13 protein-coding genes are annotated in these 14,743 nt (G+C 40.3%); 6 read left to right on the forward strand and 7 right to left on the reverse strand.

Annotation, left to right across the window (positions count from 1 at the left end; genetic code table 11):
* The first annotated feature begins 48 nt into the window (after window positions 1–48).
* Window positions 49–1,962 carry a molecular chaperone HtpG gene (gene htpG / locus JIG37_RS19660; RefSeq protein ID WP_138600431.1) on the forward strand — a complete coding sequence of 638 codons (1,914 nt, stop codon included), beginning with the start codon at window positions 49–51 and terminating at the stop codon, window positions 1,960–1,962.
* A 179-nt stretch (window positions 1,963–2,141) separates the two neighbouring features.
* Window positions 2,142–2,786 (forward strand): adenylate kinase, encoded by a 645-nt coding sequence (gene adk / locus JIG37_RS19665; RefSeq protein ID WP_036967590.1) that lies wholly within the window; start codon window positions 2,142–2,144, stop codon window positions 2,784–2,786.
* Window positions 2,787–2,868: 82 nt separating this feature from the next.
* Here adk and tpx read toward each other — a convergent pair whose 3' ends face one another.
* Window positions 2,869–3,450 carry a thiol peroxidase gene (tpx, locus tag JIG37_RS19670; RefSeq protein WP_199530119.1) on the reverse strand — a complete coding sequence of 194 codons (582 nt, stop codon included), beginning with the start codon at window positions 3,448–3,450 and terminating at the stop codon, window positions 2,869–2,871.
* A gap of 205 nt (window positions 3,451–3,655) precedes the next feature.
* On the opposite strand from tpx, the gene JIG37_RS19675 reads away from it, so the two are divergent.
* Entirely contained in the window at window positions 3,656–4,660 is a 1,005-nt protein-coding gene (locus JIG37_RS19675; protein WP_054551543.1) for a response regulator, read from the forward strand.
* 3 nt (window positions 4,661–4,663) lie between these two features.
* Window positions 4,664–5,626, forward strand: coding sequence for a diguanylate cyclase (locus JIG37_RS19680; RefSeq protein ID WP_054551542.1), 963 nt, complete (start codon window positions 4,664–4,666; stop codon window positions 5,624–5,626).
* A gap of 56 nt (window positions 5,627–5,682) precedes the next feature.
* Here the strand turns inward: JIG37_RS19680 and JIG37_RS19685 are convergent, their stop codons facing one another.
* From JIG37_RS19685 to JIG37_RS19705, 5 genes are all read right to left on the reverse strand, one after another.
* Window positions 5,683–6,564 carry a universal stress protein gene (locus tag JIG37_RS19685; RefSeq protein ID WP_199530120.1) on the reverse strand — a complete coding sequence of 294 codons (882 nt, stop codon included), beginning with the start codon at window positions 6,562–6,564 and terminating at the stop codon, window positions 5,683–5,685.
* Window positions 6,565–6,570: 6 nt separating this feature from the next.
* On the reverse strand, window positions 6,571–8,085 hold the full coding sequence (locus JIG37_RS19690; RefSeq protein ID WP_138616001.1) for a SpoVR family protein: 1,515 nt from the start codon (window positions 8,083–8,085) through the stop codon (window positions 6,571–6,573).
* 20 nt (window positions 8,086–8,105) lie between these two features.
* Window positions 8,106–9,392 carry a YeaH/YhbH family protein gene (locus JIG37_RS19695; RefSeq protein WP_138600437.1) on the reverse strand — a complete coding sequence of 429 codons (1,287 nt, stop codon included), beginning with the start codon at window positions 9,390–9,392 and terminating at the stop codon, window positions 8,106–8,108.
* 26 nt (window positions 9,393–9,418) lie between these two features.
* Window positions 9,419–11,341 (reverse strand): PrkA family serine protein kinase, encoded by a 1,923-nt coding sequence (locus tag JIG37_RS19700; RefSeq protein WP_054551538.1) that lies wholly within the window; start codon window positions 11,339–11,341, stop codon window positions 9,419–9,421.
* A gap of 239 nt (window positions 11,342–11,580) precedes the next feature.
* A complete protein-coding gene (locus JIG37_RS19705; RefSeq protein WP_054551537.1) occupies window positions 11,581–12,162 on the reverse strand; it encodes a Fe-Mn family superoxide dismutase in 582 nt (193 codons plus the stop codon).
* Window positions 12,163–12,426: 264 nt separating this feature from the next.
* Between JIG37_RS19705 and JIG37_RS19710 the strand changes: the two genes are divergently transcribed.
* Window positions 12,427–12,765: a Grx4 family monothiol glutaredoxin gene (locus tag JIG37_RS19710; RefSeq protein WP_054551536.1), complete on the forward strand. Its 339-nt coding sequence runs from the start codon at window positions 12,427–12,429 to the stop codon at window positions 12,763–12,765.
* A gap of 116 nt (window positions 12,766–12,881) precedes the next feature.
* Window positions 12,882–13,778 carry a hypothetical protein gene (locus tag JIG37_RS19715; protein ID WP_199530121.1) on the forward strand — a complete coding sequence of 299 codons (897 nt, stop codon included), beginning with the start codon at window positions 12,882–12,884 and terminating at the stop codon, window positions 13,776–13,778.
* Between the two features lie 11 nt (window positions 13,779–13,789).
* On the opposite strand, the gene nfi is transcribed toward JIG37_RS19715, so the two are convergent.
* Window positions 13,790–14,458 carry a deoxyribonuclease V gene (nfi, locus tag JIG37_RS19720; protein ID WP_199530122.1) on the reverse strand — a complete coding sequence of 223 codons (669 nt, stop codon included), beginning with the start codon at window positions 14,456–14,458 and terminating at the stop codon, window positions 13,790–13,792.
* Window positions 14,459–14,743: the final 285 nt, after the last annotated feature.

A 14,743-nucleotide genomic window follows, 5' to 3' on the forward strand; every position in this document is an offset into this window, starting at 1 on the left:
AAGAGTCATAGTGCAGATTAGACACTTTGTTAATTGGAGATTTACACAATGACTGCAGCACAAAAAGAAACATTAGGCTTTCAAACAGAAGTCAAACAACTATTAAACCTGATGATTCATTCTCTTTACTCTAATAAAGAGATTTTCCTACGTGAGCTTGTATCAAACGCGTCAGATGCGGCAGATAAATTACGTTTCCTTGCGCTTTCTAATGGCGATTTATACGAAAACGATGCGGAACTAAAAGTACGTATCAGTGCCGATAAAGAAGCAAACACGGTCACCATTACTGATAATGGTATTGGTATGAGCCGTGAAGATGTGATCAATTCACTAGGTACAATTGCAAAATCAGGCACCGCAGAATTTTTCCAAAACCTAACTGGTGACCAAAGCAAAGATTCACAATTGATTGGTCAATTTGGTGTTGGTTTTTACTCAGCGTTTATCGTTGCTGACAAAGTAACAGTGCGTACGCGTAAAGCAGGTGAAAGCCAAGGTATTGAATGGCAATCTGCAGGCGAAGGTGAGTACACATTACAAGAGATTGATAAACCATCACGTGGTACTGAAATCATTCTTCACCTTCGTGAAGACGAAACAGAATTTGCTGATGAGTTCCGTTTACGTAGCATCGTAACTAAATATTCAGACCATATTTCTATTCCAGTTGAGATGTATAAAGCAGAGGTACCTGAATCTGAAGGTCCTGACGGCGAGAAAATTCCAGCACAGCCAGGCGAGTGGGAAGGTATTAACCGCGCGACAGCACTATGGACCCGTGACAAGTCAGAAGTAACAGACGAAGAGTACAAAGAGTTTTATAAGCATATCGGTCACGATTGGGAAGAGCCACTAAGCTGGGCACATAACAAGGTTGAAGGTAAAACAGAATACACCAGCCTGTTATACATCCCGAAAAAAGCACCTTTCGATTTATGGAACCGTGAGCGTCAATCAGGTTTAAAACTGTATGTACAACGCGTTTTCATCATGGATGACGCTGAGCAGTTCATGCCAAGCTACTTACGTTTTGTGAAAGGTTTACTTGATTCAAACGACTTACCACTAAACGTGTCACGTGAAATCTTACAAGACAACAAAGTAACACAAGCAATCCGTAAAGGGTGTACGTCGCGCGTACTTAAGATGCTTGAGCGTATGGCGAAAAACCGCGAAGAAGATTACCAAACGTTCTGGAACGAGTTTGGTCAGGTGTTAAAAGAAGGCCCAGCTGAAGATGCGGCTAACAAAGAAGCCATTGCTAAGCTACTGCGTTTTGCTTCTACACACACTGATGAAAGCACACAAAATGTATCGCTTGAGCAATATATTGAGCGTATGAAGCCAGAGCAAGATAAGATCTACTATGTAGTTGCTGATTCATTCGCTGCAGCGAAGAACTCACCACACCTAGAGATCTTCCGTAAGAAGGGCATCGAAGTATTGCTTCTAAGCGACCGTGTTGATGAGTGGATGATGAGCTACTTAACAGAGTTCAACGAAAAATCATTCCAGTCAATTACCCGTGGTGACTTAGATTTAGGCAACATGGATGACGAAGAAACGAAAAAAGCGCAAGAAGAGTCAGAAAAAGAAGTTGCGGGCCTAGTTGAGCGCATTAAAACTGCACTAGGTGATAACGTTAAAGACGTACGCTTTACGCACCGTCTAACTGACTCACCAGCGTGTGTTGTTGCTGATGAGCACGATATGAGCTCGCAAATGCAAAAGTTAATGGAATCAGTTGGTCAAACAGTGCCTGAGCAAAAGCCAATTTTTGAGCTTAACCCAGAGCATCAGCTTGTTAAACACTTAAATGTTGAACAAGATGAAGACAAGTTTGCTCAGTGGTCACAAGTACTTCTAGATCAAGCATTACTGGCTGAACGCGGTACGTTAAAAGACCCTGCAGGCTTTGTAACTCGTTTGAACAAACTTATGCTAGATTTAAGCAAATAAGCGTTTTAGCGCAATGAGTTGAAAAAGGGAGCAAGGCTCCCTTTTTTATTGCCGCTAATATAGGCAATTGGTATAAGTTACTTGAGGTATAGCCTTAGTTGTGGAAGAATTCAGGCTCTAAAAACAAAACTCCACTGATCGACCATTTTTAAGATTAGTATCACACAGAGGACAATGATATGCGCATTATTCTTTTGGGCGCGCCGGGTGCAGGTAAAGGTACTCAAGCTCAGTTTTTGATGGACAAATACGGTATTCCACAAATTTCTACGGGCGATATGCTGCGTGCAGCAATCAAAGAAGGTACACCACTTGGTCTTGAAGCTAAAAAAGTAATGGATGCAGGTCAATTAGTATCTGACGAAATTATTATCGGTCTAGTTAAAGAGCGCATTGCTAAGCCAGATTGCGAAAAAGGTTTCTTACTAGACGGTTTCCCTCGTACTATTCCTCAAGCAGATGCAATGAAAGAGAATGGCGTGGTGGTTGATCACGTTATTGAATTTGACGTTGCTGACGAAATCATCGTTGAGCGTATGGGCGGTCGTCGCGTACACCCTGGCTCTGGTCGTGTTTATCACGTTGTTTATAATCCACCTAAAGTTGATGGCAAAGATGACATCACAGGTGAAGACCTAATCATTCGTGATGACGACACTGAAGAAACAGTTCGTAAGCGTTTAGGTATTTACCACGACCAAACTAAACCATTAGTTGATTACTACCAAGCTGAAGCGAAAGCAGGCAACACTCAGTACCACAAATTAGACGGTACTCAAGCTGTTGAAGCTGTTAGCCAACAACTTGGTGAGCTTTTAGGTTAATTTACCTTTTAGAATCACAAATAAAAAACCGCCTCTGGGCGGTTTTTTTGTGTTTGTCTCACTGCAAGTTAAAATTGCGCTTTTACAGTTTCTTTAATGCCGCAATAGCACTGTCGTAATCAGGCTCTTTTGAAAGGTTATCGACAAGCTGCTTGTAAACGATGTTATGTTCTTTATCGAGCACAAATACGGCACGGGTTAACAAGCCCATATCTTTGATAATCAAACCGTAGTTCTTACCAAAGTCACGCCATACAGAGTCAGATAAGGTCACTATTTTGTCTATATTCTCGGCTTTACAAAAACGCTTCTGTGCGAATGGTAAATCTGCGCTTAAGGTCAGCATCGCCACACTTGGGTATTCTGAAGCTACTTTTTCATTGAAGTGTTTGGTTTGAATACTACATACACCTGTGTCTAAACTTGGCACAACGCTTAAAAGCACTGCTTGGCCTTGATAGTTGTCTAGTGTGACGGGTGTAAAGTTGCCATCTACTACTTTAAAATTAGGCGCTTGTTGGCCAACTTCAACACCTTGCCCTAGTAAAGTAACCGGTTTAGACTGGGCTGAAACCTTACCTGCGTCTAAACTATTTTCTGATAAATCACCTGCATAACTAAACGTGCACACTGCACCTAATGCAAACATTAGCGGACGTAACATAATAAAATTCCTTTAAATTAACGCATTTAACTTCAGTGTATTATACTCATGAAGTGGCTCCAAGGATTAGTACAATTTAAAATTGTAAATAACCATTAGTTTGATTAACATGTGCCTGTGACCCTATTTTTTACATATAAAAATAAGAATAAAGTTACTAGTTAATGTTTTTGCTAGTTAGAAAGTGTGGATTTAGAGAGAATATATGTCAACATCGGTATTAGTTTGTGATGATTCAAAGTTAGCACGTCGACAATTAGCACGCTCTTTACCCGATGATTGGGATATAAAAATTGAGTTTGCTGAAAATGGTGTTCACTGTATTGAGCAAATCAAAAAAATTCAGCCGGAAATTTTATTTCTCGATTTAAACATGCCTGAAATGGATGGTTACGAAGTACTGCAAGCCATTCAAGAACAAGACCTTCATGTTCTCACTGTTGTTGTATCTGGAGACATCCAACCTAATGCTCATCGACGTGTGCTTGAGTTAGGCGCAATCGACTTTATTCAAAAACCTTGTTCCGCCGAGAAACTAGCGAGTATTATTGAACATCATGGTATTAAAGATAAAGCCATGCGTGAGCGTCTTGCTAATAAGCTAGGTGAGCAAGTTGATCCCGATGTGCGTGATATCTACCAAGAACTCACCAATGTCGCAATGGGGCAAGCTGGAGACTTATTAGCGCGTCTTCTTAATGTATTCGTAAAGCTTCCTATTCCTAATGTAAATGTTTTAGAAGTCAATGAACTAGATATGGCTTTGCGCTCGATTGATGCCAATGCCGCAACCTCAGGTGTATGTCAGGGTTTTATTGGCGGCGGTGTTTCTGGCGAAGCACTATTGCTGTTAAATGATTCAAGTTTTAAAGAAATCGCCTCGTTAATGAATTATGAGGGTGAGCTCAACGATAAAGTTGAATTAGAGCTATTAATGGATGTGAGTAACATATTAATAGGGGCTATTCTGACAGGACTGTCGCACCAATTAGATATGCGTTTTAGCCAAGGTCATCCCGTGGTGCTAGGACAACACTGTGATGTATCTGATTTAGTAAAGGCGAATAAATCTCGCTGGCAACGAACGCTGGCGATTGAGATCAGCTATGGCATCGAAAATCACAATATTAACTGTGATTTGATGTTGCTGTTCACCGAGGACTCATTAAAAACCCTTAAGTACAAAGTAGCTTATTTATTAGAAGACTAAACTATGCCTGCAGCCGATTTTAATATGAATGAACTCCATTGGTTAATGGATATGTTTAATACCGTTGATGTAGGCCTAGTGGTGCTCGATAGAGACTACAAAGTATGCATCTGGAATGGGTTTATGGAAAATCATTCTGGCCTATTGCCAAGCGCGGTGAAAGATAAAGACCTGTTTGATTTGTTTCCATCAATCGATGAAAAGTGGTTTCGCAGCAAATCTGAGTCTGTGTTCATTTTAAATAATCGCTCATTTACTATTTGGGAGCAGCAGCCATATATTTTCCGTTTTAAGAATTATCGCCCAATTACCGGTAAAGCGGATCATATGTATCAAAATGCCACTTTTATTCCACTGACGACGACCACAGGTGAAGTATCGCATATCTGTATCATTATCTATGATGTAACCGATGAAGCGGTGAATAAAAAAGAGCTAGAAGAAGCGAATAGCAAGCTTGAACAAATGAGCCGTACCGATGCACTTACTAAGCTTACTAACCGTGGTTATTGGGAAGAAAAGTTACGCAAAGAATACATGCGCATAGTGCGCAGTGGCGGGTGCAGCACCTTGTTAATGTTTGATATTGATCACTTTAAAAAGGTCAATGATGAACATGGCCATCGCGGCGGTGATGAGGCGCTGCGTCATATTGCAGACTTACTGCGTAAAACTCTGCGTGAAACAGACTTAGCAGGTCGCTATGGCGGTGAAGAGTTTGCGGTAACCTTGCTTGATACTGATCATGAAGGTGCACATATATTTGCTGAGCGATTAAGAACACTCATTGAGAACTCATCAATTTACTTTGATGGCAAACAAATTCAACTGACGGTCAGTATTGGTTTTGCCTGCTTCGACGAGAAGTTTGATCGCTACGAAAAGTGGGTTGAAGCCGCCGATAAAGCCTTATATCACTCAAAAGAAAACGGCCGTAACAAGGTCACAGCTTACACAGATTTATAAACAAACAAGGGGCAATTAAGCCCCTTTTTCATAGTAACTCTATTCAGTTAAGCAAATTAAACCCCAAGTGGCGGTAAAACAAGAATATCTGTTTTAAGTAGCTTCATGACTTTTTCGGCGGTATTACCAATTAAATGACCTTTAATACCTGTATTACCCACCGAACCCATAATCACTAAGTCAGCATTTAATTTAGCTGCAACACTTGGGATCACTTGCTCAACCACACCGGCTTTGATTTTAAGCTTGTCTTTTAAGTCGTGCGCTTCGATTAAGGTTCGCTGTGCTACGGGTAGCTTTTCAAAGGCGTTAATCACTTGCTCATCTGAAAATACAATGCCTAAATCACGTAAAAACGGTGATACATGTACGGTATAACAGGCATAAAACTCGCTGTCGTAGTCTTTTGCATAGGCTAAGCCTGCTTTGATAATTGCTTCGTTTAAACAGTATTTAGCCGCCTTCTCACTGCCTAAATCAAGGGCTGCCAGCACATTGGTATTGTTACGCCATTTGTTATCGGCGGCCAAATAAAGTGGCAGCGGGCTAAAGCGAATAAGCTGCCAGTCTAGCTCTGTAAATTGCGTTTCTTCGTCGATGTGGCGAGTTTTAATCACCATTTCATAATCTGACGTATCAAGCTCATTGGCTAGCCATTGTACTGGGCTTTCATGCCACAGGGTTTGCAAAGTATAGCTACCATCATCTAAATACTCGCTGATAAGTGGACCAAGTGCTGCACGTACTTTAGCAAGCTCTTTGTCTTGAATAGCCAGCGCTTCATCAGGTGGAATAGAGAATAAAATGTTATTGGTGTCTTCGTAGCTAAAAGCAACAATATCAATATGCTTCATGCCTTTGGCTTTTTGTCTTGCATGTAATATAGATGTTTTAGCATCGGCCGTTGAGTCGATGATCACCAATATCTTTTTATTCATTTTTGGTTACTCTGTTGTGTGTCGGGCATCACTGCTTGGGCATTCACCCAATAATGAAACTTCACCTGTTGCGCTTTCTTGTTCCAGTTTTACCTTAAAGCCCCATAACCTGTAAAGGTGTTTTAGTACTTCATCTTTAGACTTGTTTAAAGGAATATTGTTATGGGGTACATAACGCAGAGTAAGTGAACGATCTCCTCTAATATCAACATTATAGACTTGAATATTTGGTTCGTGATTACTTAGGTTGTATTGTGCCGACAGGGTTTCACGAACTTGGTGATAGCCCATTTCATCATGAATGGCACCGACATTGAGGGTTGGCTCTTTTTCATGATCAATAATGGTAAACAACTTGAAATCACGAATAATTTTTGGCGATAAAAACTGGCTAATAAAGCTCTCGTCTTTAAAGTTTTGCATTGCAAAGTGCAAGGTTTCTAACCAATCACTGCCGGCATACTCTGGAAACCACTTCTTGTCTTCTTCTGTTGGGTTTTCGCAAATACGGCGAATATCAACCATCATGTTAAAGCCAAGAGCATAGGGGTTAATCCCTGAATAATAATTACTGTTGTAGGGTGGTTGATACACCACATTGGTGTGGCTTTGTAAAAACTCGAGCATAAAGGCATCGGTAAGCTTACCTTCATCGTACAAGTGGTTCAAAATGGTGTAATGCCAAAACGTAGCCCAACCTTCATTCATCACTTGCGTTTGTTTTTGTGGATAAAAATATTGCGAAATTTTACGCACAATTCGAATTATTTCTCGTTGCCATGACTCTAGCAGCGGCGCATTTTTTTCGATGAAATACAAAATGTTTTCTTGTGGCTCTTCAGGAAAACGGCGCTCACGCTTTTTCGACTCTTGCTGCGAAGTAGGGATTGTGCGCCACAGCTCGTTGACTTGCGATTGTAGGTAGTCTTCACGTTCTTGTTGGCGTTTTTGCTCTTCATAAAGAGAAATACGTTGCGGGCGTTTGTAGCGGTCAACACCATAATTCATTAATGCATGACATGAATCAATCAGGTTTTCGACCTCGGTAATACCGTATTTCTCTTCGCACTTGGCAATGTAGTTTTTGGCAAATAATAAGTAATCGATAATTGAGCTGGCATCAGTCCAGGTTTTAAATAAGTAATTGCCTTTAAAAAATGAGTTGTGACCATAACAGGCATGGGCCATTACCAAGGCTTGCATTGGCAGGGTGTTTTCTTCCATTAAATAGGCAATGCAAGGATCTGAGTTAATAACAATTTCATAAGCGAGGCCCATTTGCCCACGCTTATAATTCTGCTCTGTTTGAATGAATTTTTTACCATACGACCAGTGGCTATAGCCAATCGGCATACCCACACTCGAATAGGCATCCATCATTTGTTCAGCAGTGATCACCTCAATTTGATTCGGGTAGGTATCGAGTTTATAAATTTTCGCTACCCGTTCAATCTCAGTTTGATACTCTGTTAATAGATCAAATGTCCAATCAGGACCGTCGCTAATACGTTTATCGGCCATACTTTACCTCACTGGCAAGGCTATGCGGCGCCTTGCTGCTGACGATTCTTTTTAAATAATTCACGGAAAATAGGGTAAATGTCCTCAACGCCACGAATGTGTTGCATGGCAAAATTGTCGTGGGTTTGCACTATTGATTGATACTCTCGCCATAAACTTTGATGAGCACGAGCGGTAATTTCGATATAGGCGTAATAGCGCACCGCCTTTAACAGTTTATTACGTAAAATTTCACCACAGTTTGGCGAATCATCAGCCCAGTTATCACCATCAGAGGCTTGCGCTGCGTAAATGTTCCACTCTTCAGGGTTATAACGTTCAGCGATGATTTCGTTCATCAGTTTTAATGCACTTGATACTATGGTGCCACCCGTTTCTTGAGAATAGAAAAACTCTTGCTCATCAACTTCTTTCGCTTGGGTATGATGACGAATATAGACAACCTCTATATTTTTGTAGCTACGAGTTAAAAATTGATAAAGCAGAATATAAAAGCGTTTTGCCATGTCTTTCGTGGCTTGATCCATCGAGCCAGACACATCCATTAAACAAAACATCACAGCTTTGCTTGTTGGGTGTGGTTGCTTTTCATAATTACGAAAACGTAAGTCGTAATTATCAATAAATGGCACTGCTTTTATGCGGTTTTGCAGCTCCTCAATCTGACGTTCAAGTAACGCAATGGCTGCCTTGTCTGGCTGCTCTTCAGCTTGTAGCAGAGCGAGCTGACCTTCAAGCTCTGCAAGGTGACGTTTTTTGCCTGCAGTCATCGCCACTCTTCGAGCAAGCGAGCCTTGTAATGAGCGAACAATATCAATATTGCTTGGCATGCCGTCGTTACAAAAACCAGCGCGATGGGTTTTCATTTGCACCAGTTTATCGAGCTGGTTTTGTTGCAGGTTGGGCAGTTCAAGATCTTCGAACAATAAGTCTAAGTATTCATCTTTTGAAATAGAAAATACAAAGTCGTCTTGTCCTTCACCAGAGTCACTGGCTTCACCTTCGCCGCTACCACCACCTTGACTGCCTCCTTGCGGGCGCTTGATTTTGTCGCCCGTAGAAAACTGGTCATTGCCTGGGTGGATCTGTTCACGGTCGCCACCACGTCCTTGATGAAAGATAGGCTCACTGATATCACGTTGCGGAATAGAGATACTCTCGCCGCTGGTGGTATCGGTTACGCTGCGCTTATTAATGGCATCAGATACCGCTTCTTTAATCTGTTTTTTATAACGCCTGATGAACCGTTGACGATTCAAGGTACTTTTGTTTTTTCCATTCAGGCGTCGGTCAATAAAATGCGCCATAACAACCCCCTTAAAACAAACGTTTTTTACTGCGATTTTCTAACGCGTAAATACCATTCAGAAAGTAAACGTACTTGTTTTTGGGTATAGCCTTTCTCAACCATACGATTGACAAAGTCTTCGTGTTTTTTCTGATCTTCTGCAGAGGTTTTCGCATTGAAGGAAATAACCGGCAGCAGATCTTCGGTATTTGAGAACATTTTCTTCTCAATAACTGTGCGAAGTTTTTCGTAGCTGGTCCAAAGCGGATTCTTGCCTTGGTTGTGGGCACGCGCCCGCAGTACGAAATTAACTATCTCATTACGGAAATCTTTAGGGTTTGAAATACCCGCAGGTTTTTCAATCTTCTCAAGTTCTGCGTTAAGCGCAGCACGGTCAAATAACTGGCCAGTATCTGGGTCGCGGTATTCTTGATCTTGGATCCAGAAATCTGCATAAGTGACGTAGCGGTCAAAGATGTTTTGCCCATATTCAGAGTAAGACTCTAAATAGGCTGTTTGTAACTCTTTCCCGATAAACTCTACATACTGAGGAATGAGGTAGCCTTTTAAGTGGCTTAAGTAACGCTCTTCAACATCGGCGGTAAATTGCTCTCGCTCAATTTGCTGTTCAAGAACATAGAATAAGTGCACTGGGTTGGCTGCCACTTCAGTGGTATCGAAGTTAAATACCCGCGATAGGATCTTAAACGCAAAGCGGGTAGAAAGCCCGGTCATGCCCTCATCAACACCCGCGTAATCGCGGTATTCTTGATACGACTTCGCTTTCGGATCAGTATCTTTTAAGCTTTCGCCGTCATACACCCGCATTTTTGAATAAATACTTGAGTTTTCAGGCTCTTTAATACGCGAAAGAGTGGTAAATTGTGCCAGTGTTTTTAATGTGCCCGGTGCACAAGGTGCATCATGTAATTCACTGTTTTCAAGAAGTTTGTTGTAAATTTTAACTTCTTCAGAAACACGTAAACAATAAGGCACTTTGACGATGTAAACACGGTCTAAAAATGCTTCATTGTTTTTGTTGTTCTTAAATGTTTGCCACTCAGATTCATTTGAGTGAGCTAAAATCATGCCATTGAACGGCAGGGCACTAATGCCTTCTGTGCCGTTGTAATTGCCTTCTTGCGTGGCTGTAAGTAGTGGGTGTAGCACCTTGATTGGCGCTTTAAACATTTCCACAAATTCCATTAAGCCTTGGTTTGCTAAACAAAGTGCACCTGAGTAGGCATAGGCATCAGGGTCGTTCTGTGCAAAGTGCTCAAGCTGGCGAATATCTACCTTACCAACTAACGCTGAAATGTCTTGATTGTTTTCATCGCCGGGCTCAGTTTTCGCAATCGCGACTTGATTTAAAATAGATGGGAAGCGCTTAACCACTCTAAATTGGCTAATATCACCGTTAAATTCGCTTAAGCGTTTTGCAGCCCACGGTGACATTACCGTTTTTAAATAACGCGGTTTAATGCCGTATTCTTTTTCTAAAAGCTCAGCGTCTTCATTTGGGTCAAATAACGCTAAAGGGTGGTCGTTAACAGGCGAGCCTTTGATTGAGTAAATAGGTACCTGCTGCATTAAGTATTTTAGTTTTTCAGCAATGGATGATTTACCGCCACCTACTGGGCCAAGTAAATACAGTACTTGCTTACATTCTTCTAAGCCTTGCGCAGCATGTTTTAAATAAGAGACGATTTGCTCAATGGCATCTTCCATACCATAAAAATCGTGAAATGCAGGGTAGCGTGCGACTACGCGATTAGAAAACAGCCTGCTTAAGCGCGCATCGGTTGAAGTGTCGATAATCTCCGGCTCACCGATGGCCATCAATAGCCGCTCAGGTGCACTGGCATAAGCTGATTTATCCTTCTTACAGATCTCGAGAAATTCCTCAATACTGTATTCTTCTTCTTGCGCTGCTTCGTATCGTGATTGGTAATGCTCAAAAATACTCATAGAGACCTCCGAAAACCCGCTAAAATGACGTGTAATTAGATTAAGAGAAAAGCAAAGGCTAATTAAAGCTTAGTCACGATTTTGAATTTTTGCGCAAGAAAATTAAGAATTTAATTGAAAAAAGCTCATCTTGATTACGCTTTTTGGCTGAGGGCTTGGCTGCGACTTAGAAGGGGCGTGCATCCGCAATAAAAAAGACGCCGAAGCGTCTTTTTTTGATTACTGCTAGTAACAGAAGATTAAGCGAAGTTAGCGTTCGCGAAGTCCCAGTTAACTAATGCCCAGAAACCTTTTAGGTAATCTGGACGAACGTTACGGTAATCGATGTAGTAAGCGTGTTCCCAAAGATCCACAGTTAGGATTGGAGTAACACCTTCATCAGTTAATGGCGTTGCAGCATTTGATGTGTTAACGATATCAAGTGTGCCGTCAGCTAGTTTAACTAACCAAGTCCAGCTAGAACCGAAGTTGTTTACTGCTTTGTCGTTTAACGCTTCTTTGAATGCGTCGAAAGAACCCCATTTAGCGTTGATCGCGTCAGCGATTGCGCCTGTAGGCTCGCCACCACCGTTTGGAGATAGGCTGTTCCAGTAGAACGTGTGGTTCCAGATTTGTGCAGCATTGTTAAATACGCCACCTTCTGAAGAACATACGATTTCTTCTAGAGATTTGTTTTCGAATTCTGTGCCTGGGATCAGACCGTTTAATTTCACAACGTAAGTGTTGTGGTGTTTACCGTGGTGAAACTCTAGAGTCTCTTTTGAAATATGTGGCTCTAATGCATCGATTGCGTATGGTAGTGACGGTAGTTCAAATGCCATTTTTTATCTCCATCTTCTTGGTTGATAGTCCACTCAGTTATAGGTAATAGCAAGGTAAACAGCGTACTTCCCTATACCAAGTGGTATTATAGTGTTACTATAATTGTTGAGTATTTTACTCAAGTTTTAGCAAACAGCAATGCTATTGCTAAAGACTATTTAAAATTGTGGCTACGAATGCCGATTTTAAGTTATATATCTGAGGCCACAGTGAAACTTTTTCAAGGCCAATGTAGTAAGCCAATGTCTTTTTTGAGGTTGTAAATGGAAACCATCGATAAAATTAAACAGCAAATTTCTGAAAATCCAATTCTTCTTTACATGAAAGGATCACCAAAGTTACCTAACTGTGGTTTTTCTTCACAAGCATCACAAGCACTTATGGCGTGTGGTGAGCAGTTTGCTTACGTTGACATTCTACTTAACCCAGATATCCGTGCAGAGTTACCTGCATACGCAAACTGGCCAACATTCCCACAGTTATGGGTAGAAGGCGAGCTTATCGGTGGTTGTGACATTATCATCGAAATGTTTCAACGTGGTGAATTACAGCCACTAATCACTGAAACAGCTGCAAAGTACAAAGAAAAAGACGCTGAATAATTATATTTAGTGTTGAAAGAAGCCGCTGATTGCGGCTTTTTTTTTACCTATTTTCTTAGTTAAGTACAACTTAAAAATAAAATGCATGTTCAATTTTCTGCTGGGTTGATTATTAAATGAAATGTGAAGCTCCACCACTTGTTGTGTCTGGTGCGCTAGTAAAACAGGAAAGTTCCTACTTTTTCAAAGGGGTGCCTTTTACGGGGGTTGCGATTTTCACTGAAAGCGGGGTTGTTGTTAGCAAAAAGCAATTTTTTAATGGCGAAATATTAGGAGAATACAATTTTCCTTATATCGATATTAAAGGGCTTGAGTTATTAGATAGTATCATTGATGAAAAATGGGATGGAAACTTACAGCTTTTTCATGAAGGTAAGCCTTTTAATGGTGTTGTTTATGAGATTGCTTATGACTGGGTGTGTGATGTACGTTGTATCATTGAAGGGTGGGAATTAGATGGTTTTTCTCAACATTTTCAAAAGCATGATTGTTACTCTGAATTAATTTATGGCGCTGGTCCTATTCAGTATGAATATATATGGAATGAGCCTTCAGTGTTGTCTTATTACAAAGTGAAGGTTCAAGCTGGGGATAAAAGAAGTTTAAAGTTATCATTTAATAAAGAGAATAAGCTTCGTGGTATATATATCTATAAGAGTATTGACGATATCTTTTCTTTGAATGCTAAGGTTGATGACTCACCGCTAAAAATCACGAGTTTTAGCGATATAAAAAAATTGCTTTCTGATAATGTTATAGAGCTTAGCTTACAAGACGTAACGGATGTAAAATTTACAGAATTATTGCCGTCGCTGTTAGAGTTCCCAGTTAATACGCTTTTAGTTTCAAATATTAGCTGGGGTGTTTTATACGAGCTGAAAAAACATGCTTGGCTGGAGCTAGAAGAACTAAGCTTTCACCATTTAGTTAATTTAACATTAGATGAGGTCATTTCTTTTCGAAATGATAATTTTAAGAAGGTAAAAATATTATACAAACTTAAGCTTTATTAATGAGTTAAGATTTATGTTTTTTCATAAGTCTTTTCTCTATGTTCTTTTAAAGTTTTATTTACCAGTTGATCAGCTTGACGTGTTGTCTCGGGAAGTCTGTATTTAGGCGTTAGCTTGAGAACCCACTCAACTGCTGTATCTAAAGATACTTTATGGCCAATAGATACATAAACAGGTTTAATGTTATCTTGTGTGCGTAACACTTTGCCAATAACTTCGTCGTTATCTAATAAATCTGCCGTTGCGCCGCGGTGTGCTGCAAGTTCATTAAACTCGCCTAATAACTTGGTTTTTCCGCAACCTATGGTGGGGATATCTAATGTGACACCCAAGTGGCAAGCAAGACCAAAACGCCGTGGATGTGCAAGGCCATGGCCATCGCAAACAATTAAATCAGGTGTTATGGTCAGTTTGTTATATGCATTTAAAAGCGGTGGCACTTCACGAAATGAAAATAGCCCTGGTATATAAGGAAAGCTGATGGGCTCAATACTAGTTTGTACTTCAAGTACTTTTAATGTATCAGCATTCAGTACCGTAATTGCGCCAACAACTTCAGATGATTGTTCGTTATAAGCAACATCGACACCAGCAATTGTCTTAACACATTGCTTTTCATCGGATGCTCTTACTTTTTTAGAGAGCGACAGCTGTGCTTCTTTTAAACGATTGATATCCATAACATCTTAAAAATTCAAAGTATAATGTGAGATTTTATCATAATTAAAAAATGCTAGTTGTATGAAAAAAATAAAGTTTATTATTACTCATCAAAAAAGCAGGTACATGTAAATAATGAATAAAAACTTAGAAAAATTTTTACGAAAGCGTAAGCTGGCGATAAAAAATCCTGAAAAGTATAGAAAGGTTTATATAAATAATACAAAAGAGCTTAATTTTTATATTGAGCAAGGAGAAACGAAAAGAGGTATACCTAGCAATGATAAATTGCCTTTCTTTAACTG

The organism is Pseudoalteromonas sp. bablab_jr010 (assembly GCF_016464105.1).
GTDB classification, from domain to species: Bacteria; Pseudomonadota; Gammaproteobacteria; order Enterobacterales; family Alteromonadaceae; genus Pseudoalteromonas; species Pseudoalteromonas simplex.